The organism is Streptomyces sp. NPDC048255, from assembly GCF_040652415.1.
Lineage (GTDB): Bacteria > Actinomycetota > Actinomycetes > Streptomycetales > Streptomycetaceae > Streptomyces.
Window position 1 is genome coordinate 23177 of the sequence record NZ_JBEZMA010000045.1, and the last position, 24362, is coordinate 47538.

Annotated in this window: 21 protein-coding genes; 10 read left to right on the plus strand and 11 right to left on the minus strand. The window is 70.8% G+C overall.

What is annotated here, in order from left to right:
* Positions 1-110: 110 nt before the first annotated feature.
* Together AB0D94_RS27950 and AB0D94_RS27955 are read left to right on the plus strand one after the other, a co-directional pair.
* Positions 111-986 (plus strand): hypothetical protein, encoded by an 876-nt coding sequence (locus tag AB0D94_RS27950; RefSeq protein ID WP_362056865.1) that lies wholly within the window; start codon positions 111-113, stop codon positions 984-986.
* A 267-nt stretch (positions 987-1253) separates the two neighbouring features.
* Entirely contained in the window at positions 1254-1421 is a 168-nt protein-coding gene (locus tag AB0D94_RS27955; protein WP_362056868.1) for a hypothetical protein, read from the plus strand.
* A 401-nt stretch (positions 1422-1822) separates the two neighbouring features.
* Here the strand turns inward: AB0D94_RS27955 and AB0D94_RS27960 are convergent, their stop codons facing one another.
* A complete protein-coding gene (locus tag AB0D94_RS27960) occupies positions 1823-2404 on the minus strand; it encodes a TetR family transcriptional regulator (RefSeq protein WP_362056963.1) in 582 nt (193 codons plus the stop codon).
* Between the two features lie 97 nt (positions 2405-2501).
* Here AB0D94_RS27960 and AB0D94_RS27965 point away from each other — a divergent pair, with 97 nt between their 5' ends.
* On the plus strand, positions 2502-2951 hold the full coding sequence (locus AB0D94_RS27965; RefSeq protein ID WP_362056871.1) for a VOC family protein: 450 nt from the start codon (positions 2502-2504) through the stop codon (positions 2949-2951).
* 177 nt (positions 2952-3128) lie between these two features.
* Positions 3129-4220, plus strand: coding sequence for a PP2C family protein-serine/threonine phosphatase (locus tag AB0D94_RS27970; RefSeq protein WP_362056874.1), 1092 nt, complete (start codon positions 3129-3131; stop codon positions 4218-4220).
* 86 nt (positions 4221-4306) lie between these two features.
* Here AB0D94_RS27970 and AB0D94_RS27975 read toward each other — a convergent pair whose 3' ends face one another.
* Positions 4307-5242, minus strand: a complete 936-nt coding sequence (locus AB0D94_RS27975; RefSeq protein ID WP_362056877.1) for a LysR family transcriptional regulator — start codon at positions 5240-5242, stop codon at positions 4307-4309.
* A 135-nt stretch (positions 5243-5377) separates the two neighbouring features.
* Here AB0D94_RS27975 and AB0D94_RS27980 point away from each other — a divergent pair, with 135 nt between their 5' ends.
* Positions 5378-6682: an MFS transporter gene (locus AB0D94_RS27980; protein ID WP_362056880.1), complete on the plus strand. Its 1305-nt coding sequence runs from the start codon at positions 5378-5380 to the stop codon at positions 6680-6682.
* 23 nt (positions 6683-6705) lie between these two features.
* Here AB0D94_RS27980 and AB0D94_RS27985 read toward each other — a convergent pair whose 3' ends face one another.
* Positions 6706-7776 carry a hypothetical protein gene (locus tag AB0D94_RS27985; RefSeq protein WP_362056883.1) on the minus strand — a complete coding sequence of 357 codons (1071 nt, stop codon included), beginning with the start codon at positions 7774-7776 and terminating at the stop codon, positions 6706-6708.
* 398 nt (positions 7777-8174) lie between these two features.
* Here AB0D94_RS27985 and AB0D94_RS27990 point away from each other — a divergent pair, with 398 nt between their 5' ends.
* Both AB0D94_RS27990 and AB0D94_RS27995 read left to right on the plus strand, forming a co-directional pair.
* Positions 8175-9692 carry an APC family permease gene (locus tag AB0D94_RS27990; RefSeq protein ID WP_362056887.1) on the plus strand — a complete coding sequence of 506 codons (1518 nt, stop codon included), beginning with the start codon at positions 8175-8177 and terminating at the stop codon, positions 9690-9692.
* Between the two features lie 20 nt (positions 9693-9712).
* On the plus strand, positions 9713-11356 hold the full coding sequence (locus AB0D94_RS27995; RefSeq protein ID WP_362056890.1) for an NAD(P)/FAD-dependent oxidoreductase: 1644 nt from the start codon (positions 9713-9715) through the stop codon (positions 11354-11356).
* Here the strand turns inward: AB0D94_RS27995 and AB0D94_RS28000 are convergent.
* Positions 11340-12305, minus strand: a complete 966-nt coding sequence (locus AB0D94_RS28000; protein WP_362056893.1) for a helix-turn-helix transcriptional regulator — start codon at positions 12303-12305, stop codon at positions 11340-11342. The two genes, AB0D94_RS27995 and AB0D94_RS28000, sit on opposite strands and share 17 nt — an antisense overlap.
* 103 nt (positions 12306-12408) lie before the next feature.
* Between AB0D94_RS28000 and AB0D94_RS28005 the strand changes: the two genes are divergently transcribed.
* Positions 12409-13869, plus strand: a complete 1461-nt coding sequence (locus AB0D94_RS28005) for an MFS transporter (protein ID WP_362056896.1) — start codon at positions 12409-12411, stop codon at positions 13867-13869.
* Positions 13870-13947: 78 nt separating this feature from the next.
* On the opposite strand, the gene AB0D94_RS28010 is transcribed toward AB0D94_RS28005, so the two are convergent.
* The 3 genes from AB0D94_RS28010 to AB0D94_RS28020 form a co-directional block, all read right to left on the minus strand.
* Positions 13948-14985, minus strand: a complete 1038-nt coding sequence (locus tag AB0D94_RS28010; RefSeq protein WP_362056899.1) for a hypothetical protein — start codon at positions 14983-14985, stop codon at positions 13948-13950.
* A gap of 104 nt (positions 14986-15089) precedes the next feature.
* Positions 15090-15971, minus strand: a complete 882-nt coding sequence (locus AB0D94_RS28015) for a TIGR03620 family F420-dependent LLM class oxidoreductase (RefSeq protein ID WP_362056902.1) — start codon at positions 15969-15971, stop codon at positions 15090-15092.
* Complete coding sequence (locus AB0D94_RS28020; RefSeq protein WP_362056905.1) at positions 15968-16894, minus strand: NmrA/HSCARG family protein; 927 nt, start codon at positions 16892-16894, stop codon at positions 15968-15970. The genes AB0D94_RS28015 and AB0D94_RS28020 overlap by 4 nt, the downstream gene beginning before the upstream one ends.
* Positions 16895-17013: 119 nt before the next feature.
* Here AB0D94_RS28020 and AB0D94_RS28025 point away from each other — a divergent pair, with 119 nt between their 5' ends.
* Positions 17014-17589 carry a helix-turn-helix domain-containing protein gene (locus AB0D94_RS28025; protein WP_362056908.1) on the plus strand — a complete coding sequence of 192 codons (576 nt, stop codon included), beginning with the start codon at positions 17014-17016 and terminating at the stop codon, positions 17587-17589.
* A 240-nt stretch (positions 17590-17829) separates the two neighbouring features.
* Here AB0D94_RS28025 and AB0D94_RS28030 read toward each other — a convergent pair whose 3' ends face one another.
* The 4 genes from AB0D94_RS28030 to AB0D94_RS28045 all read right to left on the minus strand — a co-directional run bounded on the left by AB0D94_RS28030 (position 17830) and on the right by AB0D94_RS28045 (position 21604).
* Positions 17830-17955 carry a hypothetical protein gene (locus AB0D94_RS28030; RefSeq protein WP_362056910.1) on the minus strand — a complete coding sequence of 42 codons (126 nt, stop codon included), beginning with the start codon at positions 17953-17955 and terminating at the stop codon, positions 17830-17832.
* A 113-nt stretch (positions 17956-18068) separates the two neighbouring features.
* Positions 18069-18803, minus strand: a complete 735-nt coding sequence (locus AB0D94_RS28035; RefSeq protein WP_362056913.1) for a dienelactone hydrolase family protein — start codon at positions 18801-18803, stop codon at positions 18069-18071.
* A gap of 137 nt (positions 18804-18940) precedes the next feature.
* Positions 18941-19738, minus strand: coding sequence for a hypothetical protein (locus AB0D94_RS28040; protein ID WP_362056916.1), 798 nt, complete (start codon positions 19736-19738; stop codon positions 18941-18943).
* Between the two features lie 168 nt (positions 19739-19906).
* Entirely contained in the window at positions 19907-21604 is a 1698-nt protein-coding gene (locus AB0D94_RS28045; protein ID WP_362056919.1) for a PucR family transcriptional regulator ligand-binding domain-containing protein, read from the minus strand.
* A gap of 318 nt (positions 21605-21922) precedes the next feature.
* Between AB0D94_RS28045 and AB0D94_RS28050 the strand changes: the two genes are divergently transcribed.
* Positions 21923-24313, plus strand: a complete 2391-nt coding sequence (locus tag AB0D94_RS28050) for a molybdopterin cofactor-binding domain-containing protein (RefSeq protein WP_362056922.1) — start codon at positions 21923-21925, stop codon at positions 24311-24313.
* Positions 24314-24362: the final 49 nt, after the last annotated feature.

Sequence of the window (24362 nt, forward strand, 5' to 3'; positions counted from 1 at the left end):
GGCTGCGTACGAAGAATGAATTGAACGCGTTCAGCCCGGCTGGCAGAATGGATCCACGCCGCCGACCGCGCGGAGGCGTTCATTTCGCCGTGCCACGAGGGGGGTTGGCCGTGCATCAGAAGCGGTCGTACGGCCGGATGCTGCTGGTCTCGGTGCTGGTGGGCTGCCTGGAGGTCGCGCTCGCCGTCGTGGTGGTCCTCCTGTACGTCGGGACGCAGCCGCCGCCGGACACCCCGGTCGACCACGCCGCCCTGGTGGCGGGCCTGTTCTCCTTCGGCCTGATCGTCGGCGTGATCGCGTTCCTGCTGTCCCTGGCCTTCGTGCTGCCGGCGGTGGCGCTGGCCGACCTGCTCGGCCGTCGGATCGGCGGCCGCGAGGCGTGGTGGTGGGTGCCGCTGACGGTGGCGGTCCTGGTGGCACCGCCGATCGCGGCCATCGCGTCGTACAACCGCGTGGAGGCGCGGCCGATGCTCGTCTTCTGGGCGGTGGCCACGGCCGCGCTCGCGGTGGGCGGCCTGGTTGCCCGGCCCCGGCACCCGGGACTGGTGCGGCAAGTGGCCCTGTGGGGCACGGCGGTGGTGGCGGGAACGGGCCTGCTCGGCGCACTCGGGCTCACCGTCGGCCTGCTGCCCGCGTACGAGCCGCCGGCGATCGGTCCGGCGACCATGGCCGGCACATGGCTCGACCGGACGAGCGGAACGCTGGTCTTCACGCCGGACGGCCGGGTCACGGCCTCGGGCGTCGGCGAGCACGACCCCGACGACCACCCCAGCGGCCCGTCACGGCGGTGTTCGGGCTCCGGCACCTGGTCGTACGAGCCCGGGCGGGACGTCTGGACCCAGGAAGTCCGCATCCGCGTACCGGGGTGTTCCTGGCCGGTGTGGAGCGTCGGCGGCACCGACCGGAAGCCCGGGATCTACCAGCACGTCGGTCACCCGGATTCCGGAAAGCGGTACGAGCTGCGGAAGGCCGCGGACGGCTCCTGACCCCGGAACGCTACTTCGGCGTCGCGGAGGTGAGGCCCGCTCGGACGCGGTGGGCCGCGGCGGGGCGCCGTCGGCGAGAGCCATGAGGGCCCGGCTGCGGCTTCGAACCCGGGCGGAGTCATGGCCGGGAAGCGTGCGCGCCTACACCGCACCCCTTCCGCACCCCCACGGGTCTGGTCAGGACCTGTACGGTGCGGTGTCTCTACGGATGCCTGCGGGTCTCAGTGGTGCCACGCTGGATGGAACCGCCAGAGATTGGACGCTGCCATGACTGCGAAGAAGCAAAAGAAGGCCCCGCAAAAGGCTGACAAGGCCGACCAGCCCAAACAGTCTACGAAGGCGCCCGGCAAGGAAGCCGAAGACGCTTCCCCCGAGGCGCGCATCACTGCCATGGACCCCGCGGGGCCCATGTTCTCCGGCACCAATTCAAGGTGAGGAACAACTGGAACGGCGGACCAGCGGCCCCGAAGTCCTCGTGTCCTGACTCGATGGCACGGACGACAGAGCGCTTGAACGTTCCCGTCCGTTTCCGTCCAGCCGAGCGCGACGCCCTCACCGAACGGTGGGGGCTTTCGCATGTCCGCGGGTCAGGCGGCAGTCGTCACATGCGAGTTGCTACGGCTTGCGAACGGCCACCGAAACGGCACTGACGTTGCGCACGCACGACCAGAAAGCCTCCGTGAGGTCAGGCTCCGGAGCGGACAGGCTTTTGCTGCGACTCCAGGAGCCGAGCGCGGCACTCCTGGCAAAAGGGGCTGGCGCCGACGCCGTACCGGCACGTGGGGGCGTGACTTCTCTGCGCCTGCTCGAAAGGCGCTGAGTGTCTGCGTGAGAGGTCAGGCCGGGGTGCGCAGCCCCGCCAGGAGCCGGTCGAGCGCCTGCTCCGCGTCCTGCGGGTCTCCGCCTCGCGCGATCCAGAGCGCGGTCTCGTTCATCGCCCCCGAGAGCAGCCGGGCCAGGGGCTCCACCGGCTGATCGGCGATGATCCCGGCTGCGGCGAGCGCCGTCAGGGCCTCCGCGAGGTGCCGGGCGGAGGACTCCTCGTCCAGGGCCCGCCACTCGTCCCAGCCCAGCACGGTCGGTGCGTCGACCAGCAGGATCTGTCGCACCGCCGGGTCGGTCCCCGCGGCCAGGAAGGCGCGGCAGCCGGCCCGGAACTGCTCCCAGAGGTCCTCGTACCGCTCGGCTGCGGTCGCGACCCGCTCGCCCAGTTCCTGCTGGACCTCGGAGACGACGGCCCGGAAGAGCCCCGCTTTGCTGTCGAAGTGGTGGTAGGCGGCACCCTTGGTGACCCCGGCAGCCCGCGCCACCTCGGTCAGTACCACGTGGTGGTACCCGTCGACGGCGAACCTGCGCCGCCCTTCGGCCAGCAGCGCCTGCCGCGTGGCCGCCCGCTGCTCCGCCCGGTTGACCGCCATCGCGCGCACCGCCCTTTCCGTTTCGCATACCGGGGGTATGCTAACTCCACGGTTCGCATACCCGGGGTATGTGAAATGGAGCTGAAGGACCTCTGTCATGACGAACGAACTCACGACCGTGCCCACGACCAAGCTCGGCGGCTTCTACCCGGTGCTCGCCACCCGGGACGTGGCGGCCTCCCGCGACTTCTACACCCGCCACCTCGGGTTCGAGGTGACCTTCGAGGCGGACTGGTACGTCAGCCTGCGCCGCCCCGACGCCCCGCAGTACGAGCTGGCCCTCCTGGACCACGCCCACCCGACCGTCCCCGAGGGCCACCGGGTCGCACTCCGGGGCGGCTTGCTGCTGAACTTCGAGGTGGACGACGTGGACGCCGAGCACCAGCGCCTCGTGACGGCGGCCGGGCTGCCCGAAGTGCTGCCACTGCGTACGGAGGATTTCGGCCAGCGCCACTTCATCGTCGCTGCGCCCGACGGTGTGCTGATCGACGTCATCACCGTCGTCCCGCCCAGCGAGGAGTACGCCGCCCAGTACGCCGACAGCTGATGCCCGGTGTCGTCCCGACCCACCAGATGGTGCAGTCGGCAGGCCACCGGGCGCAGGGCCCGGGTCTGGCTCGGAGCCCAGGTGGCGGGCTGAGGTCTGCCGCAGGGGGCGGGAGCAGGGCGGTCGACCCTGTTCGTCAGAGCGCTATGCCCTCATTGCCCAGATATTGTGGAAAATGTGATCGAGTCTGGACGGCCGAGGCTCCGTCGGCGCAACGGCCGGGGGAGGCTTGTACGGCTGTCGCCGGTCATTCTGACCATCGTGATCGCCAGCCTCGCCTACGCCACTCCGCCGGAAATGGCCTTCAGCCGCCTCCTGCCCGCGGCGCCGGCCCTGGCCGCCGCCATGTGGCCGGTCCTCCCCACCGTCCTGCTCGGGACGGTCTGCCTCCTTCTGATGATCGGCCTCAGCCTGGTCTTCCCCGACCTGGGAACCTGGTGGACCGCCGCGGGGATCATCGCGGTCACCGTGGCCGCCGCGTACGGAAGCCATGTCCGGCTCCAGCGGGAGCGCACCCTCTTCCAGGTGCGGCTCGTGGCCGACGCGGCGCAACAGGTGGTGCTGAGCCCCATGCCACGCCGCTTCGGGAACATCGAGATCGAGTCGCTGTACCTCGCGGCCGCGGCGGAGGCCCGCATCGGCGGGGACTTCTACGAGGTGGTCGACACGCCGTACGGGGTCAGGCTGCTCATCGGTGACGTGCGGGGCAAGGGCCTGCCGGCAGTGGGGGCGGCCGCGGCGATCGTCAACGCCTTCCGGGAGGCGGCCTACGGCGAGACCGACCTGGTCGACGTCGCACGCAGGCTGGACGCCAGCAGCACCCGTTACAACGCCGCTTTTCCCCCAGACGGGCCGATGGAGCGCTTCGCCACCGCCCTTCTCGTGGAGATCCCGCACGAGGGTAGACGTATCGGCATCCTCAACTGCGGACACCCCCCGCCGCTGCTCATGAACCGCAGGGAACTCCGTGTCCTCGAGCCCGCCACCCCCTCACCACTGCTCAGCCTCGCGGAGCTCATCGGCGATCACTACACCACCGACACCTTCGACTTCGCCCCCGGCGACCTGCTGCTCCTCTATACCGACGGGATCGCCGAGGCCCGAGCCCGCGACGGCGAGTTCTTCCCGCTGGCGGCTTGGATGCGTCGACAGCCCCCGACACCGCCCCGCGAACTGCTCGCGGCTCTTCACGGCGACCTCCTCCGCTACACCAGAGGACGCCTTGACGACGACATCGCCGCCCTCGCCGTACGCCTGCGTGAGCCCTGAGACACGGAGCTCCAGTGAGCGGCCCGCACCACGCGCGGGTGGGAGGATTCTCGCCCCGGCCGCGATGCTCGAACACCTGGCGGCGTTCAGCGCGGAATCACCCAGCCCGGCGTCCAGGTCCCGGGGGCGTCGTGGCCGGCCGCTGTGGCGGCGAGGTGGGCGCGGAGGGTGGCCAGTGCCGGGTGGGGGTTGTCGCGGTGCCAGAGGAGCGAGTGCGGGTAGACGGGCGTCGGGCCGGTCACCGGGATGCGGCGCAGGCCGTGGTCGGCGGGCCAGACGAGGCGGGTCTGCTCGCCCATGAAGGTGGCCAGGGCCGGGGTGTCGGCGATGGTGTCGAGGAGCGCGTCGGAGCCGAAGTTGGGGCCGGTCGCCTCGATGGTGAGGCCGAACTCGGCGACGAGGTCGTCGTAGTAGGCCGCCCACTCGGTGCCGGGGACGATGCCGGGCATCCAGATCCGGTGCCCGGCGAGCTGAGCGAGGTGCACCGACCGGGCGCCCGCCAGCGCGTGGGCGGGGCCGACGAGGAGTTGGAGCGGCTCGTCGAGCACCCGGACGGACTCGATGTCCTCGGGAAGGGGCCGGCCCGGCACGGCGACGGCGCGGAAGGATGCGTCGATGGCACCGGACCGGATAGCGGCGACGGCCGTCTCGATGTCGAACAGCATCACCACGTCGAGGTCGATCTCGGGGTGTGCGCGGTGGAAGCCGCGCATCAGGCCGGACGGCGCGACGCGCGAGGCGATCACGTCGACGCGCAGCGGACGGCGGCCGGGGCGCACGGACGCCACCGCGCGCTCGGCGACGCGCAGCAGCTCGCGCGCGTGGGGCAGGAACGCCTGCCCGTCGATGGTGAGCTCGGCGCCGCGCGCGGTGCGGGTGAACAGCCGCACGCCGAGATCGCGCTCCAGCGCGGCGATGCGCTTGGAGACGGCCTGCTGGGTGACCGCCAGCTCGGCGGCGGCCTGCTGGAACTGCCCCGCGCCGGCGGCGGCGACGAAGGTCCGGACGGTGTCGAGGTCCATACCGACACCCTAGGGGTACAACCACGGGTTGTGGCCAGATGGTCCTGCGGTTGTTTGACCCCTGGGTAAGGCGCTCGCTTTGATGCTTCCGATCGCGGATCGGTTGTGCGGGGTGAGTGGCGGGGGGCGTCGGGCATGAGGAGCGGGCGCCGGCGGGGACATCTGCACGGACATCTGTCCGGGCATTCGTACGGACATCCGTACGGGCGCCGGCTGGGGCGGCGGTTCGGGTGGCTCTGGGGAGCGTACGGAGCCAGCGCGCTCGGCACGTGGCTCGCCTTCGGCGCGTTCCCGCTGATCGCCATCCAGGTGCTCCACGCCGGACCGGCCGAGGTCGCGGCGCTCGCCTCCGTGGGGGCCTTGGTGGGCGCGGCCGTCGCGGTGCCGCTCGGTCCGTGGGTGGAGTTCCGCCGCAAGCGGGCGGTGCTGCTCACGATGGACCTGGTGCGGTTCGCGGCGCTGCTGACGATCCCCGCCGCGTTCGCACTCGGCGTGCTCACCCTTCTTCAGCTCCTGCTCGTCTCGGTCGTCGTCGCGGCGGCCGACATCACCTTCCGCGCTGCCTCCGGCGCGTACCTGAAGACGCTGCTGCCGGCCGAGGACCTGCTCGTCGCCAACGCCCGGTTCGAGTCCACGACCTGGACGACCACGGTCATCGGACCGCCGCTCGGCGGGGTGGCGATCGGACTCCTCGGCCCGGTGGCGACGGTGGTGGCCGACGCGGTCAGCTATCTGCTTTCGGCCTTGGGCATCCGCGCGATGGGCGGGCACGAGCCGCCGCCCGAGCGCCGGGAGGCCGCGCGTATGCGGGCCGGGGACCTGTTCGACGGCTGGCGGTACATCCTCGCCGACGTGACGCTGCGTCCGCTGTTCTTCAACACCGTCCTGTTCAACGGCCTGGTCATGGCCACCCAGCCGCTCCTGGCCGTCCTGATGCTCGGCCCACTCGGGTTCGCACCGTGGCAATACGGCCTCGCCTTCGCCGTGCCCTCGATCGGCGGACTGCTCGGTTCGCGGCTGGCCCGACCCCTCGTCACCCGGTTCGGGCAGCGCCAGGTCCTGGTCGTGGCCGGAGTGCTGCGCGCGCTCTGGCCCGCCGGCCTGGCCTTCCTCGGGCCGGGCACCGCAGGGCTGTTGCTGGTGATGGGCGTCGAGCTCGGACTCATCTTCTGCTGCGGGGTCTTCAACCCCGTCTACGCCACCTACCGCCTCGAGCGCACCCCGACCGACCGGGTCGCCAGAACGCTGTCTGCCTGGGCGGTGACAACCAAGGCCTCGACCGCGTTCCTGACGGCACTCTGGGGTGTGCTGGGCCTCCTGCTCGGCCCGCGTACGGCTATCGGCCTGGCCGGCGTGCTCCTGCTGGCGACCCCGCTGCTGCTGCCCCGCCGTACGGCAGCGCAACCCTCCGAGCAGCGGCCGGCACCGCGCCGCACCTGACGGGCTGCCACGGGCCGGCCGGCTCAGCGTCGGTGGGCCCGGTGTGCCGCGAGGTCGCGCCAGTGGCAGTACACCGCCGCCGCGTCAGTCCGGTACCTCCATGGGAGGGCGTCCACGTATCCGTCGACCAGGCGGAACTGTGCCAGTGCCGCGTCGTACCGCTTCTGGCGGGTCAGGAAGTAGGCCAGCAGGTGGCGCACCTCGGCGGTGTTCGGATGGTTCGCGGGGGCCGCGGCAACGTCCGCCAGGGCGGCGTCCACCAGGGAGATCAGATGGGGTGACTGAAAGTCGGCGGTAGTCGCGTCCGTGTCACGGTGCTCGTACCAGGCGATCAGGGGCAGCGCGGTGAGCAGGCTGCCGAGCGGTGCGCCGGCTGCCGCCCCCTGGGCGAAGGACATGGCGCGCTCTTCCGAGCCGCGCCATTTTGCGCACCAGAACTGGAGCGCCGCGTAGTGCGCGCCGTAGTGGTACGGGTCGCGGGTGGTGATCTCCTTCCAGATCCCGTGCATGTCCTCTTCGGGATAGCCGAGGCCCAGTGCCGCCCATATCTCGTTGATGTGGGGTGTGGGGTCGTCCGGGTTCAGCTCGGCCGCGCGTGCGTTCTCCTGCGGTACCCGGGCCAGGGTGGCGTGGAATCCGGCGAACTGCTCGGAGCTGGTGTGCTTCGCCCAGCCGCCGCCGCGCTTGTGCCAGGCCAGGTTGACCATCGCCTTCGCCCGCACCAGCGCGACGTCGGCGTCGTCCGGACCGACCGCGGCCTCCCACGTGTGCAGCCAGCTGTCGGGGACGGCTGCTCGATGGGAGCCGAAGGCGGCGGCGTAGGAGGAGCGGCGTGCCCAGTCGCCTCGTTCCCTGGTCTCAGCCATCAACCGCGCGGCCGGCTCCCAGTTGCCCCGGGCGGCCGCGGCCACCGCCGACTCCAGCTCGGGGGCGGGCGCCGCCCGTCCGGTGTTCTGCCGGGACTGCGGAAGAAGTCCCAACTTCTGGGCGGCCCGGGACGAACCCCGGCCCGGAGCATCGCCGTTGGTGCGGCGGTAGAAGATGACCGCCACGGTGATGGCGAGCCCGATGACGACGATGCGTGCGACTTCCACGGTGGGAGCCCCCGATGAAGGAGTGATCGAAGCAGGTAGGGACACGGGAGTATGACCGGGGAGCGCGACCCGCCGCAAATACGTTTCTGCTGGTGACGGCGGCACCGGGGCAAGGCGGTCGGCGCTCCGGACGGGGTGCTCGGCTGCACGGGGACGGAGTCCGGCGCGCCCGCCCGAGAGAAGACGTGTGGGGGCCCCGGGGTGCAGGCCTAGCCTCTCCTCGGTTCCGTGAACATCACCGGGCGGTTACGCATTCGGTCTTCCCGTCTGGCGGCTCGACAACTCGTCGTCCGCGCAGGCTGATTGGAGGCCCTTCTGTCGATTGTGGCCTGGGTCACGCAGGGCGAGAGTGGCCGCCTTCCCATCGGCTACCTGCCGCCAGCGTTGAGAGGACGTCCATGTCCCACAGTCCCAGCGGTGAAGTCCACCGGCTCAAGGCGAACTCGGTCGGTCTGGTCGGGGTGGTGTTCATGGCCGTTGCCACCGCCGCGCCGATCACCGCGATGACCGGCAACCTGCCGATCGCCGTCGGTTTCGGCAACGGCATCGGGGCCCCGGCCGGGTATCTCTTCGCCACCCTCGTCCTGACGGTCTTCGCCGTCGGCTACGTCGCCATGGCCAAGCGGATCACGGCGGCCGGAGCGTTCTACGGATACATCTCCCATGGCCTGGGCCGGATCGCGGGGATGGCCTCCGGGATGCTCGCCGTCCTCGCCTACATCGTCTTCGAGGCCTCGATCGTCGGCGTCTTCTCGTACTTCGCCAAGACGACCGTGCACGACCAGCTCGGCGTCGACCTCCCCTGGATCCTGTACGCGGCCGCGATGCTCTGCGTCACCGCCGTCCTGGCGCACTTCGACATCAACCTCACGGCCAAGGCACTCGGCGTGATGCTGGTCGGGGAGGTGGCCGTCCTGTTCGCCGTCGCGACCGCGGTGCTGTTCGCCGGCGGCGGGCCGGAAGGCATCCCGATGGAACCGGTCAACCCGATGAACGCCTTCACCGGCACCTCCGCCGGCCTCGGTCTCTTCTTCGCCTTCTGGTCCTGGGTCGGATTCGAATCGACCGCCATGTACGGCGAGGAATCCCGCGACCCCAAGCGGGTGATCCCGAAGGCCACCCTGATCTCGGTCGTCGGCGTCGGCCTCTTCTACATCTACGTCTCCTGGATGACCATCGCCGGCAACGGCCTGTCCAAGTCCGTCGAACTGTCCGCCTCCGCCAGCCCCCTGGACCTCTTCTTCGCACCCACGCAGCAGTTCATCGGCTCCTGGGCGGTCGACTCCTTCCAGTGGCTCCTGCTGACCGGGTCCTTCGCCTGCGGCATGGCCTTCCACCAGTGCGCCGCCCGCTACCTCTACGCGATCGGCCGCGAAGGCTTCCTCCACCCCGCCCTCGGACGCACCCACACCCGGCACGGGTCCCCGTACATCGCCTCCCTCGTGCAAAGCGCCATCGCCATCGCCCTCGTCGCCGCGTTCTGGCTCACCGGCCAGGACCCCTACGTCCACCTCTACACCCTGCTCGCGATCCTCGGCACCATGGCCATCCTCATCGTCCAGACCCTCTGCTCCTTCGCCGTGATCGGCTACTTCCGGAAGAACCACCCCGAGGACCGGCACTGGTTCAAGACGTTCACCGCCCCCCTGCTCGGCGGGATCGCGATGGGCGCCGTCGTGGTCCTGCTGGTCGTCAACATGAAGACCGCGGCCGGACTGGCCGCCGACTCCCTCGTCTTCACCCTCATCCCCTGGATCGTCGCCGCCGTATTCCTCGGTGGCCTGGCCCTCGGCCTCTACCTCAAGCTCAGAGCACCCGAGCGCTACGAGGTCATCGGCCGGATCGTCCTGGAAGACGCCACCGAACGCACCGCCCCCAGCACCGAGACCGCCTCCCCGTCCGCCGCGAACGTCTGATACCCCGGGAGCCACCCACCATGGCCCGAACCTCCGTCATGCACGCACTGAGGCACCTCGCCGCCGAGCACGCCGCCGCCCGCCGACTGTCCATGCCCGCCGCCGACGTACGGGGCCTGAGCCGCCGCGCCCTGCTGGAGCGCGCCGCGGCCCTCGGCCTCGGCACCGCCCTGGCGGGCGCCGCCGCCACCGCGCCCGCCCGGGCCGAAACCGCACCGGGACCGGACGGCAACAAGCCGCCGGCGGGCAACCCCCGCGTCGCCGTCGTCGGCGCGGGCATCGCCGGCCTGACCGCAGCCCTCACCCTCAGGGACGCGGGCATCGCCTGCACCGTCTACGAGGCCGACCCCACACGCGTCGGCGGCCGCATGTGGACCCAGCGCGACCACTGGGCCTACGGCCAGACCTCCGAGATCGGCGGCGAGCTGATCGACACCAGCCACAAGAAGATCCTCGAACTGTGCCGCCGCTTCAACCTGCCCACCGAGGACTTCCTCGGCGGCGGACCGAACGGGGCCGAGGAAGTCCTCTGGTTCGACGGCGCCTACTACCCCCGCGCCCAGGCCGACGAAGACTTCAAGGCCGTCTACCAGGCCCTGCGCCGCGACCTCCAGGACGCGGGGGAGGTCACCTGGAACACCACCACCCCCACCGGCACCGCCCTGGACAACATGTCCCTGTACGAGTGGATCGAGACCCGCGTCCCCGGCGGCCACACCTCACGTCTTGGCCAGTTCATCGACGTCGCCTACAACGTCGAATACGGTGCCGAGACCGTCGACCAGTCCGCCCTCGCCCTGGTCCTGCTCATGGGCTACCAGCCCAACCCCGGCCACTTCAACGTCTGGGGCCTGTCCAACGAGCGCTACCACATCATCGGCGGCAACGACCAACTTCCCCACGCCATCGCACGGACCCTGCCCACCGGCTCCCTGCTGATGGGACGCGAACTCACCGCCGTCCGCGCCAACTCCGACGGAACCCAAACCCTCACCTTCAACGAGTCCGGCACCACCCGCACCACCACCGCCGACCACACCATCCTGTGCCTGCCGTTGCCCGTTCTCCGGCGCATCGACCTCACCGCAGCCGGATTCGACCCGCTGATGAAGAACCTCCTGCGCGATGCCCGCATGGGCTACTGCACCAAGCTCAACATGCAGTTCACCAGCCGGCCCTGGCGCGGCACCGGCCCCTGGCCCGGCGTCTCCGCCGGCGACTGCTTCACCGACTCCGACGTCCAGCAGACCTGGGACACCACCAAGGTCCAGCCCGGCAACGGCGGCATCCTGCTCCAGTACGGGGGAGGCACCCTGGCCGGCGCGCTCACTCCCGCGACCCCCTTCGCCACCGAGACCGACCCCTACGTACGCACCCTCGCCACCCGGATGCTCACCGGCATCGACGCGTTCTTCCCCGGCACCAAGAACGCCTGGAACGGACGTGCCCAAATCTCGGCCTGGCACCGCAACCCCTACTCCCTCGGCGCCTACTCGTACTGGCCAACCGGCTACCTCCACCGCTACGCCCGCTACGAAGGCACCGCCCAGGGCAACGTCCACATCGGCGGCGAGCACTGCAGCTACGACTTCCAGGGCTTCATGGAAGGCGGCGCCACCGAAGGCGAACGCGCGGCACGCGAGGTCATCACCGCCCTGACCTAGACCACGTGTTGCTCGGGTTCAGGCTGTCGATGTCGTTGCACGGCCCGGGGCACCGGTGCCCCGGTGCCCCGGTGGCCGCGGTTGCGGCTTCGGGTTTCTGCTGATCGGCGACTTGGCCGGACAACAGGCGCAGCGCGTCGGCCGAGGCGGGGTCGTTGGGTGTGTAGACCTCCAGCCGGTGGTCGGGACTCTCGGGCTGGAGCCACACTTGATAGTCGATGTCGAGGTCACCGACGGTCGGGTGCCGCAGGTGCATGGTGCCCACGGTGCAGTCTGCGACGTCGCCCTTGGCCCACAGATGGGCGAAGTCCCGGCTGCGCATGGCGAGTTCGCCGATCAGTTCCGCCAACCGGGCGTCGGTGGGATACCGGCCTGCGGTGAGCCGCAGGTAGGCCACGTGGATTCGGGCGAGTTCATCCCAGTTCCGGTGAAGGTCTTGGGTGAGGGGGTCGAGGAAGAACATCCGGGGGACGGACGGCCGTCGCGCGGGATCGTGGGGCGCCTGGAAGTCGACGTGCTCCGCGACGAGGGCATGTCCGGTGCGGTTCCAGGCCAGCACGTCGCCGCGGCGGCCGAGCACGACGGCCGGCGTGCTGTCTCCCAGGGATGCCAGGAGCGAGAGCACCCGTTGATGCGGCCTTTCCGGGCGGGGGCGGACCAGGTGTGATGTGGTCGGCTGACCGGCGAGGTTGTGCAGGTGTGCCGTCTCGGCGGGATCGAGCTGGAGCACCTTGGCCAGCGCATCGAGGACCTGTCGGGAAGCAGTACCGGCTTGGCCTTGCTCCAGTCGCGTGTAGTAGCCGGCGCTCACGCCGGCGAGCTGGGCGAGTTCCTCGCGGCGCAGGCCCGGTACCCGTCGGGCGGTGCCGTAGGTGCGCAGTCCGACGTCGGCAGGCGTGACCCGGTGACGGCGTGTCTTGAGATAGGCCCCGAGGCTCTCCAGTTCCATGACCCCGAGCGTAGGCGCCGCGGTCCGTGTCCGGGTGTCCCTGCGAGGTGTACCCATGACGCGGGGGTGGTTGCCGGGCGGACGGCATCGCACCGTCGGAGGCATGAATGCACAGTGTGTTTCTCACTCACCCGGCCTGCGGGCGTGGCTCGGCCTGCTGGTGGTACTCGGCCCGGTACTGCTGGTCGCGATGGATGGCTCGGTCCTGTTTCTGGCGACGTCCGAGATCTCCGAGGCGCTGTCGCCGACTGCCGATCAGGCGCTGTGGATCCTGGACGCCTACGGATTCGCCGTCGGGTCCCTGCTCGTCGCCTTCGGGAACATCGGCGACCGGTACGGGCGGCTGAAGCTTCTGATGACCGGCACGGCGGTATTCGGCGCGGCCTCGACGGGAGCGGCGTTCGCCCCTGGGCCGGAACTGCTGATCGCCTTCCGGGCGCTGATGGGTGTGGCCGGTGCCACGCTGCTGCCGTCGGCATTGGCGGTACTCAGCGGACTCTTCACCGACCCGCGACGGCGGGCGAAAGCGATCGGAATCTTCGCAGCCACCTTTGCCGCCGGCTTCGCGATCGGCCCGGTCGTCGGCGGACAACTTCTGAGCACCTTCTGGTGGGGGTCGGTCTTCCTGATCAATCTCCCCGTCGTCGTGCTCTTCTTGGTCCTGGCCCCGTTCCTGCTCCGCGAGGTACGCGCCACAAGGACCGGCCGTATCGACCTCCTGAGCGTGGTGCTCTCGGCCGCAGGCATCCTGCTGACCGTCTACGCGATCAAGCAGGCTGCTGCGGAGGGGCTGACCGCGATCCCTGTGGCCACGGGGATCGTCGGCATCGTCACCCTGGGGTGGTTCGCCCGGCGGCAACTCCGCCTGGAGCACCCGCTGATCGACTTCAGCCTCTTCCGCGACCGGGTGTTCACGATCGCGGCCGTCACCGGGCTTCTGCCTCTGGCCGCATGGTCGGCCACGGCGTACCTCGGCGGCATCTACCTCCAGTCCGTCCTTGGACTGACGGTCCTGGACGCGGCTCTCGTCGCGCTCCCGGGCGCGGCCGTACTCACCGTCACCTGCATCGCCACACCGGCACTGGTCGCGCGTACCGGCACACGGGCAGCGTTCATCAGCTGCCACTTCTTCATCGCCGCGGGTCTGCTCCTGCTGCTGGTCACCAGCGTCTCCAGCGGCATCGGCTGGTACGTGGCTTCCACCGTCGTCGCCGGCCTCGGCTACGGCATCTCCTTCAGCGTTGTCGCCGATACCGTCGTGGCCGCAGTTCCCGCAGAACGCGCCGGGTCTGCGGCAGCAATCGCCGAGACCAGCAACGAGATCGGCAACGCGCTCGGCATCGCGCTCCTCGGCTCGCTGGCCGCCCTGGTCTACCGGCTCCAGGGACCCGACGTCGCCGGTACCCTCAACGAAACACTGCAGGTCCCCGGCCTCACGGCCGAGGCCATCGGCGATGCGAAGTCAGCCTTCGTCACCGGTCTGCACATCGCCGCCGTCATCGCGGGCATGCTCCACGCCGCACTCGGCGTCTTCGCCCTGCGGCACCTGCCAAACAGGTCATGAGGCTTGGCTGGTCTGTCGGTGGCCAGTTGAATCCCCCACGGGCGGCCAGTCGGCGGATGTCCAACTGGCCGCAGACGGTCACTCTGTGCTGACGATCGTCCGGCAGGCTGGACGCGTCCGAAGCCAGTACGAGCGAGCCGCGACGGTCAGGGCGATGCCGTAAACGGCGAAGGCGACCATCCCGATCCAGCCGACCAGCACCGCGTCGCCCGAAGAGGGGAAGTCGCCGCGCCGCATCGTCACTGCACCGGCCGTCACCAGGACCAAGTATCCGACCCCCACAACGCCGTACGGGGCGAGCGTGGCGGCGCCGAGCAGGGCCGGGGCGAGCGGGAGCCAGCGCGGCACCCGTCGGCCGCGCAGGAACAGCGTCCAGCGCGGGAAGACCTGCCCCCACGGGCGGACCAGGCCCCAGAGCAGGAAGACGCCGAGCGCGGCCAGCAGCGCGGTGGGGTCCAGGCCCCAGGACACCAGCGTGAGGAAGATCCCCGAGGCGCCGTTGCGCTCCGAGACCGCGAGCACCTCCTCACCGGTGATCCCCGCGAACGTGCCGCCGGACGCCCAGACCAGCTTCATCGCCGCGTACGGGACAAAGGCCAGCGTCCCTGCCCAGGCGGCGAGTTGGATGATCTGTGGTGCAGCGGACGGCGCGCGTACGGCACCGGCGGCACCGGCGGGCCGGCGGTCGGACCGGGCCGTGGCCGCGAGCAGGACCGCCCCGACCGCCGCGAGGGCCTTGTTCGCAGCAGACACCAGACTGTCCACTCCCTGACCGACCATCAGGGTGATCACATCCATCAGCAGGCTGAACGCGGTGATCCCTGCAAGCCCACAGACCACCCAGAGCAGCACCCGTAGTGGTGGCCGCAGCCCGCACAGCACCACCGCTCCGCTGACCGACGCCCCCAGCGCACCGAGCACCACGACCGCCCAACCCAGCCCGGAGGCCCCTGAGCCACTGCCGTGGTAGAGCAAGGAGGTCTCGCTCAGCGCGCACGCCAGGCCGAAGCCGGCATACAGCACCGCCCACAGCATGGTTGCCCAGGCCACCCAGCGCGGCCACCGCTGCCACCAGGCGCTCCAGAGCGCCTTCATCGTCCGTTCAGTACTGGTCATGTTCTGAACGTCGCATCGACCGCGGCGGGGTGGCGTCGGCCGCTGGCACGATCTCCCTCCCCCGGCCGGGGGAGTGACCCCTGAGACCCAGGGGGTATGCCCGGTCAGACGGGGAGGTGCATGGCGAGTTGCTCCCACTGCCGTACGGACGGGGAGTCGGGTGTGGCGGTCATGAGGTGGAGGCTGACGTGGTCGGCTCCCGCATCGAAGTGCTCTTGGACGCGGTGGGCGATGTCCTCGGCGCTGCCGTGGGCCACCAGCGCGTCGACCAGCCGGTCGTTGAGCGCCTCCGGCCTCTCGTGTCCAAGTCCCCGCAGCAGTTCGCGGCGGTTCGGCAGGGCGGCCGCGGCCGTGGTGCGGGCCAGGTCGACGGTGTCGGCGCGGTCGTGGGTGAGCACGCACATCTGGGTGACGGCCAACAGGCCGTCGTCTCCGAGGACGGCCCTGGCGGTGCGGGTGTACTCGGCGGGCATGCCCAGCACCGTTGCGCCCCGGGCGCGTCCGGCGGCAAGGGCGAGCATGTCGGGATCCAGGGCGGCGAGTACGCGGTGCGGTGAGGCAGCCGTGGCGGGAGGCCCGAACGGGGCGGTGTCCAGCGCGTCGAGGTAGGACCGCATGGTGGCCAGGGGCGGGCCGAAACGGTGGCCGCGGATGTCCTCGGCCAGGCTGGGGTGGCTGTCCCAGAGGCCGAGCAGGAACCGTCCGGGGAACGCCTCCTCCAGGGTGCGCTGCGCGGAGGCGGCCGTGACCGGGTCGCGGGCGTAGATGTCGGTCATGCCCGCGGCCACGGTCATGTGCCGGGTGACCGACAGGAGGATCGCGGCCTGCGCCATGGCCTCCCGTCCCGTGATCTCGGGGAACCACAAGGTGCCGTAGCCGAGGTCCTCGATCACGGCGGCGGCCTTGCGGACCACAGGTGCGGAGAGACGGTCGAAGTCCCCCGCCCAGATCCCGATGCGTCCGAGGCCGTGGGTACGGGCGCTCACGCGTCCTGCTCTGCGGTGCGAGTGGAGTCGAGGAACGCGGCGATCTGCGACGCACCGGTTCGCTCCAGCCAGGTGCCGAAGTCCATCGCGGCGGGGTGGATCTTCCGGGTGGCGGGAATGTCGGCGCGATAGCCGTCTGCGTTCAGCCATTCGTTGGCGTAGGCGAAGTCTTCGCTCAGGGCCCGGATCGCGTCGATCGGGACCTGAAGATAGGGCAGCGGTATGCCGAGCGCCTTCCCGATGGCCGCGGCGATCTGCACCGGCGTGAGTTCGTCCCCCGCAAGGGACACCTCCCGGCCGATCCACTCCTCCGGCCGGGAGAACGCCAGCGCGGCCACGGCGCCGACATCGTCGACGGCCATGATCTGCTGCGGGACCTCCGGCGCGAGCCCGGTGCACAGGTTCCCGTTCCGCAGCGCGTATCCGCCGGTGAAGTTCTCCATGAAGGACACCGGCCTGAGGATCGTCGCGGGCAGACCGAGCGCGGCGATGTGCTGCTCGATCCGCCACTTGCTTACCAGGTTCACCGGCAGCTTCTCCTCGAGGTGCCGGTCCGCTTCGGCGACCGAGGTGAAGACGAAGTGCCCGATGCCGGCGGCTTGCGCAGCCTCGGCGACGTTCACACCCCAGCGCACCTCGTCCTCGGCGCTGAAGTCCGGCGCGGTGCCGGGCGAGCCGACGGTGGGCTGGACGCTGAACAGGCCCCAGGCGCCCTCCGCCGCGGCGGTCAGGGAGCCGACGTCCTCCATCTGCGCCCGTACGACCTGCGCCCCGGCCTGCGCCAGTGCGGTGGCCTGCGCTCCGTGCGGGTCGCGCGTCAGTGCGCGCACCTGCCAGCCGTCCCGGAGCAGGTGATGCGTCACGGCCCGGCCCTGAAGGCCGGTCGCTCCCGCCACCACGACGGACTTGTGCGTCAGCTTCATGTTCTTCTCCATCGCGTCCATGCGGAAGGGGGGCCACCCCAGTAAGTGGGGTGGCCCTCCGTTTCTCGTTCGCTACGATATGGAGGGCCACCCCAGTTTTCAAGCCGTCAGGAGTGCCCGTGCCCAAGGACGCCGCCCCGCCGCGCCGGACGATGCGCGCCGACGCCCGCCGCAACGCCGAAAAGATCGTGGCCGCCGCCGGGGCCCTGATCGCCGAGCACGGCGCCGACGCCTCCTTGGAGGAGGTCGCCCGTCGCGCCGGAGTCGGCTCGGCCACCCTGCACCGCCACTTCCCCTCCCGTCAGGCACTCCTGGAGGCGGTCTTCAGGGACCGGGTGGAAGCCCTGTGCACGAAGGCCGGCGAGCTGCTCGCCGAACCCGACCCGGGCCAGGCACTGTCCACCTGGCTGCGCGCCGTCGGCGCACACGCCGTGGCCAACCGGGGACTGGGGGCGTCCCTGATGCGGGACGCGGACCCGACACTGGGCGAGACCTGCCACGACCTGATCACCAATGCCGGAGACGCCCTCCTTGCGCGCGCCCGAGCGGCGGACGCCGTGCGCCCCGAGATCACCATCACCCAGCTGCTGAAACTCGTCGGCGCCATCGCGCTGGCCACCGAGCAGGACATCGACGGCCCGGCCGAGGCGGACCTCCTGCTTGCGATCGCCATCGACGGCGTACGCGCGCGCTGACCCGGGCTCCCAGGCGGACGGTGAGGTGGCTGCCTGCATCTCGACTCGTCGGAGTCTGACGCGGTGCGCTTGGCGGTTGTGTTCCGCAGGCTTGCTCCGGCGGACCAGATGAGCCGCAGGCTCACCGGCGAAACCACACCGAACTGGCGCGACGCCTGAGGACGTGGCAACGCAGCACCGCGAGCTCGCCGGCGAGTCTCGAAGCACCGTGAACCCTGATCCACCAGGTCAAAGGCTCTTTCAGGTGGCCGGGTTCTGCGCGGGGCACCCGCCCCCGTAGTCGTTCGCGTAGATCGCTTGACCCTGGATGTCCGCCCAGGGCTCCACGGTCAGCTCCAGCAGCTCCTCGCCGTCGTTGCTGACCACCAGCCGCGCCGTCCGACGTCACGCCCGGGTTACCGAACAACCCTGCCGGGACAAAGCGCTCTTCAACGACCCCGCCGGCCACCGTCACGCCAGCCATGCACGAGATCGTCAGATCACTCCGTCACGGGCAGGCACTCGGCGAGCAGGTCGACGACGTCGCGCCAGGCTCGCTGCGCGTGCCGTGGGTGGTAGCCGATGCCGGGGAGCACGGTCTGCTCGACTGGCGGGTGGTGGAAGGCGTGCAAGGCGCCGCCGTAGACCGCGAGGCGCCAGTCGACGCCCGCGGCCTGCATCTCGGCGGTGAACGCGTCTCGTTGTGCGGGCGGCATGATCGGGTCCTCCGACCCGACTCCGGCCCATACGGGGCAGCGAATGCGCGCCGCCTCGCCCGGTCGGCCCGTGGTCAGCGCGTTGACCGTCCCGACCGCGCGCAGGTTGACGCCGGCGCGCCCGAGTTCCAGCACGATTGCGCCCCCGGTGCCGTAGCCGACGGCGGCGATCCGGTCGGGGTCGGTCCGCGGTTCGGCGCGCAGCACGTCGAGCGCCGCGTGGCCGATGCCCCGCATCCGGTCGGGGTCGGCGAGCAGCGGCGTCACGTGCGCCAGCATCTCCTCGGGGTCGGTGAACCAGCGCCCGCCGTTGATGTCGAAGGCCAGCGCCACGTACCCCAGCTCGGCCAGGGCGTCGGCCCGGCGGCGCTGGAAGTCGTTCAGCCCCGGCCCCTCGGGCCCGATCAGGACCGCGGGCCGGCGGTCGACACCGGCCGGGAGCGCGAGGTGCCCGATCATCGTCAAGCCGTCGGCCGGGTACTCGACCGTGCGCGTCGTAACCGTCGTAACCGTCGTCATGAGACTGGACGGTAGTGCTCGTCGAGCCCGGGTCGGGCCGCTGTTCTCCACTGGCAGAACAGCGCGGGTGTGCCTCTGGCACCGGACCTTGGTACACCTCGGGCAGGGGAGTGGCGTACTCGTCTGTCATAAGCAACTCATGTTCGGGCAGGGCGGGTCTCTCCGGTCTCCGGGATCCACTCCACGCCGCCCTCCCGGTTCGCCCCCAGCGACTCTCTCGCCACGTGTACGAAGGCGATCAATGCCGCCCCGAGGGCGTCCGCCTCCTGCTGCCGGGCCGCCATCCCCACAGATGGCGGCTCGAACAGCACAGCACGGATCTGCGCCTCGTCCAGGACCCCACCCTCGCGCAGCATCCGCTCGGCCTCCAAGGTCAGCGGCACCACGTCCACGCTCTGCCGCCTTCGGGCCTCGTGGACCGCCACCACCGCGGCGTACGCGGCGCTCCTGGGCGCACCCCTGTCGAAGGCGCCCTGGGTGACCAGAGCCATCGCCCTGACGGCAGGCGCCCTCCCGAGCGCCGTGAAGTAGGCCTCCGCCGCGGCATCCTGCACCTCCACCGCCAATTCGACGAGACTCCACGGCGCGGACAGCTCAAGCGCGGCATAGGCCTGGGCCAGAGCCGTGTGCGCCGCCGCTGCCTCGTCCTCCGCGCCGCGGCGGTACATCTCTCCCGTGAGCATGAAGAGCACCCGGACCGCCCGGACGAACTCCGCGATCGCCAACCGCCGCTCATCCCTCAACGCCGCCAGCCGGGACGCCTCAGCCGTGATCCGCGCAGCCTCCCGCGCCGCACTCGCCTGCGCCAGGCCTCCACCAGCCTGCACCTTCGCGCCGAGCCAATTGCCCAGCAGCCCGCCACCGATCGCCAGAAACGGCACCAGCAAGCTCAGCCCCGTCGAATTGCGCTCGATCCAATGCCATAACTCGACCACTAGATCCCCCCGGTGGACAGCCGCACTACAGCCCCGGCAGCCTACGCAGCACCCTGCGAGCAGCAGACCCGGTACGGCTGATTTGGCCCGCTTCCGCGTCTGTGGCGTAGAGCCCGAGCCCGGTGTCCGGGCGGGGTGGGGGGAGCCGGTGTCGCCACGGATTTCCGTTCAGCCGGATCTCAGCGCCGCCAGGAAGTCCAGTCTGGTTTCGAGGCGGGACAGGTCGCGGCCGGTGAGCTGTTCGATGCGGGTGACGCGGTGGCGCAGGGAGTTGGTGTGCAGGTGGAGTCGCGCGGCGCAGGCGGTCCAGGACGCGTCGCAGTCGAGGAAGGTGCGGAGCGTGGTCAGGAGGTCCGTCCGGTGGCGTCTGTCGTGATCGCGCAGGGGGCCGAGGAGGCGGTCGGCGAAGGCCCGCCGGGTGTCGGCCGGGATGAGGGGGAGCAGGGACAGGATGTGCGTGGTGAGGTCGTCCGGGCCTCGTACGGTCACCCGTTCGGGGCCGGCCCGGGCGATCCGTAGGGCATTGCGGGCTTCTTCGAGTGCGCGGCGGGCGTTCCCGGGTTCGTCCACCGGAACGCTGATGCCGACGCAGACGCGGTCCGTCGGGCCGAGCCACCGCGCGAGCGCCGCCGAGAGCCGGCGCTGGAGGGCGGCGCAGTCGAGGGAGGGGTCGGGAAGGCCGGGCGTGGGCTCGGGCACCAGGACGAGGAGGACGGCCTGTTCGCCGTCGACGGTGCCGGCGATGTCCTGCGGCGACACCCGCACCGGGCCGTCCGGTTGGAGCAGGGCCTCCTCCAGGAGTACGCGCAGGGCCGCGGCGGGGACGGGGCGGCCCTCGTGCCACTCTCCCGAGGCGATCACGAACTGTTCGCGCGGCCAGGTCAGCTGTCCGCTGACGATGGACTGCGCGGTGCTGCGCAGCCGGACGGGTATCTCCTCGGCCGGGACGGTGCTGTGCAGCAATTCGAGGGCGCGGCCGGCCAGGTCGCGGAGCGCGGCCTTCGACTGCTCGTGCGCGGATCGCGCGTCGGTGACCAGTTCGACGAGCCGGTCGAGGAGTTCCGCATCCGGTCCGGGCCAGTACGACGTGTCGGCCTCGATGACGACCAGCCAGTCGCCCAGCTCTTCGGCATGCGGCCCCCGCCCGATGGCGTCGCGTACGTCGTGTAGGTCGTGCACGGCGCGTACGTCGCTTACCGGTGCGAGGGAGTAGGGCCGGTCTCCGATCCTCACCACGTGGGGGGCCGCCTGCCGCGCACGGCGCGCGGCCAGGTACCTCGCGGCCAATGCCGCCGCCGTCCTGGCGCGCAGCGGGGGCTGGGCCCCGGATATCTGACGGCCGGTCGCGGACAGGACGCGTACGTCGACGCCGAGGTTCTCCCGAAGGAGATCCAGCACCAGGTCCGCGGAGCTCCGGTCGGCGAGGAGCATCCGATGGCGTTCGACCACGGCGGCAAGGCTGCCGACGCCGTTCTGGCGGTGCAGGCCGTGCAGGCGGCGCAGGACGTGTTCGGTGATCGCGGAGAACGAGGTTTCCGGTCGCACGGCGAGGAGGGGGAGGCCGTGGCGGCGGCAGGCGCGCACGAGGTCGTCCGGGACGAGTCCGTGTTCGACCTCGCCGGCGGCGAGGGCCGTGACACCCGCCCGGACGAGGACGCGTACGAAGGCCTCGGCGTCTCCGTCCTCGTGCCACCAGGCGAGCCCGGTGAGGACGAGTTCGCCGCCGGTGAGGAAGCGGCCGGGGTCGGCCCGGTCGATGGTCGGGACAGCGGCTATGGCTCGATCGAGCATGCCGTCGCCGGTGTCCGCGCCCACGAGCGGACGCAGCCCCAGCTCGTCGATGTCCAGGAGTTCGCGTAGCCGCATGATCGCCACCCTCTCACACCACGTCGTGTGTGGAACATGGATCACTACAGCTCAGCGGGGTGGCCCGGTGGGAAAGCACCGTCGTCCACAGGTGGTGGCGAAGCCGTTTCTGAGTGATCGGTGACTGCCTCGTCCCGCTGTTCGCGCTGTCTACTTCTGAGCGTTCGGCCGGGAACGACCAGCGAGTTCAGGCCCCGGATCGGCCGAACCGACACGGGCGGGGAGCGCCGTGCGGCGTGTCGCGTACGGGGGTCGTGGCACCCGGCTCTCCCCGTCCCGTCAAGAACATCCGGAATGTCAGGAAGAGGCGGTCTGATCATGGCTGGTACCACGAGCGGTATCCCCACCAACGTCACCCAGGGGTCGCGGACCAAGGGCGGCATCGGCGAGTCCACGCTGCGCCCGGACGGCACCTTGAAGGTCACCGGCGAGTTCGCGTACTCCTCGGACATGTGGCACGAGGACATGCTGTGGGGTCAGCTCCTGCGGTCCACGGTCGCCCACGCGGAGATCGTCTCCATCGACACCTCCGAGGCCGTGGCCGTGCCGGGCGTCCACGCCGTCATGACGTACGACGACCTGCCGGCCGCGATGAAGAACTACGGCATGGAGTTCCAGGACACCCCGGTCCTGGCGCACGGCAAGGTACGTCACCACGGCGAGCCGGTCGCCCTGGTGGCCGCCGACCATCCGGAGACGGCACGCCGCGCCGCCGCGAAGATCAGGATCGAGTACCGGGAGCTGCCCCTCGTCACCGACGAGGCATCGGCGACCGCCCCCGACGCCGTGCTCGTGCATGAGGACCGCGACGACCACCACATCGGTCACGTCCCGCACCCGAACATCGTGCACCGCCAGCCGATCATCCGCGGCGACGTGGCAGAGGCCCGCAAGCGCGCCGACGTCATCGTCACCGGCGAGTACACCTTCGGCATGCAGGACCAGGCCTTCCTCGGCCCGGAGTCCGGCCTCGCGGTGCCCTCCGAGGACGGGGGCGTCGACCTGTACTGCGCCACCCAGTGGCTGCACTCGGACCTCAAGCAGATCGCCCCGGTGCTCGGCCTGCCCGAGGAGAAGGTGCGGATGACGATGGCCGGAGTCGGCGGCGCGTTCGGCGGCCGGGAAGACATCTCCATGCAGATCCACGCCTGCCTCCTCGCCCTGCGCACGGGCAAGCCGGTGAAGATCGTCTACAACCGGTTCGAGTCCTTCTTCGGTCACGTGCACCGGCACCCGGCGAAGCTCTCCTACGAGCACGGTGCCACCAGGGACGGCAAGTTGACGCACATGAAGTGCAAGATCGTGCTCGACGGCGGCGCCTACGCCTCGTCCACGGCCTCGGTCGTCGGCAACGCCGCCTCCCTCTCGGTCGGCCCGTACGTCATCGAGGACGTCGACATCGAGGCGATAGGCCTCTACACGAACAACCCGCCCTGCGGCGCGATGCGCGGCTTCGGCGCCGTCCAGGCCTGCTTCGCGTACGAAGCCCAGATGGACAAGCTCGCGGCGAAGCTGGGCATGGACCCGGTCGAGCTGCGGCAGCTCAATGCCATGGAACAGGGCACGGTCATGCCCACCGGCCAGGTCGTGGACTCGCCGGCCCCGGTCGCCGAACTGCTGCGCCTGGTCAAGGCCCGTCCGCTGCCGCCGGAGCACCAGTGGGAGGTCGCCGACGGCGAGGCGGACGTGCGCGCGCTGCCGGGCGGCCTGTCCAACACCACCCACGGCGAGGGCGTCGTGCGCGGCGTCGGCTACGCGGTCGGCATCAAGAACGTCGGCTTCTCCGAGGGCTTCGACGACTACTCCACCGCGAAGGTCCGCATGGAGGTCATCAACGGCGAAGCGGTCGCCATGGTCCACACGGCCATGGCGGAGGTCGGCCAGGGCGGCGTCACCATCCACGCGCAGATCGCCCGTACCGAACTCGGCGTCCAGCAGGTGACCATCCACCCCGCCGACACGCAGGTGGGCTCGGCCGGGTCCACCTCGGCGGGCCGCCAGACGTACATGACCGGCGGATCCGTGAAGAACTCCTGCCGCATCGTCCGGGAGAAGGTCCTGGAGATCGGCCGGCGCAAGTTCGGCACGCACCACCCGGCGTGGGCGAGTGCCGAACTGCTCCTGGAGGGCGGCAAGGTCGTCACGGACGGCGGTGAGGTCCTCGCCTCCCTCGTGGACGTCCTGGAGAACGAGGTCGTGGAGATCGAGGAGGAGTGGCGCCACCGCCCCACCCAGGCCTTCGACCTCGTCACCGGCCAGGGCGACGGCCACGTCCAGTACTCCTTCGCCGCGCACCGCGCGGTCGTGGAGGTCGATACGGAACTGGGCCTGGTCAAGGTCGTCGAGCTGGCCGTGGCCCAGGACGTGGGCAAGGCGATCAACCCGCTGTCCGTCGTCGGGCAGATCCAGGGCGGCACCCTCCAGGGCATGGGCGTCGCGGTGATGGAGGAGATCATCGTCGACCCGAACAGCGCGAAGGTCCGCAACCCTTCCTTCACGGACTACCTGATCCCGACCATCCTCGACACCCCGACCATCCCGGTCGACTACCTCGAGATGGCGGACCCGAACGCGCCGTACGGAGTGCGCGGCATCGGTGAGGCCCCGACCCTGTCGTCCACTCCGGCCGTCCTCGCGGCGATCCGGGCGGCGACCGGCCTGGAACTCAACAAGACGCCGATCCGCCCCGAGCACCTCATCGGGGCCTGACCTGGCCTGGAGGGGTCTAGACCCCTTCTGCGAACCCGGCTCGGGGCTC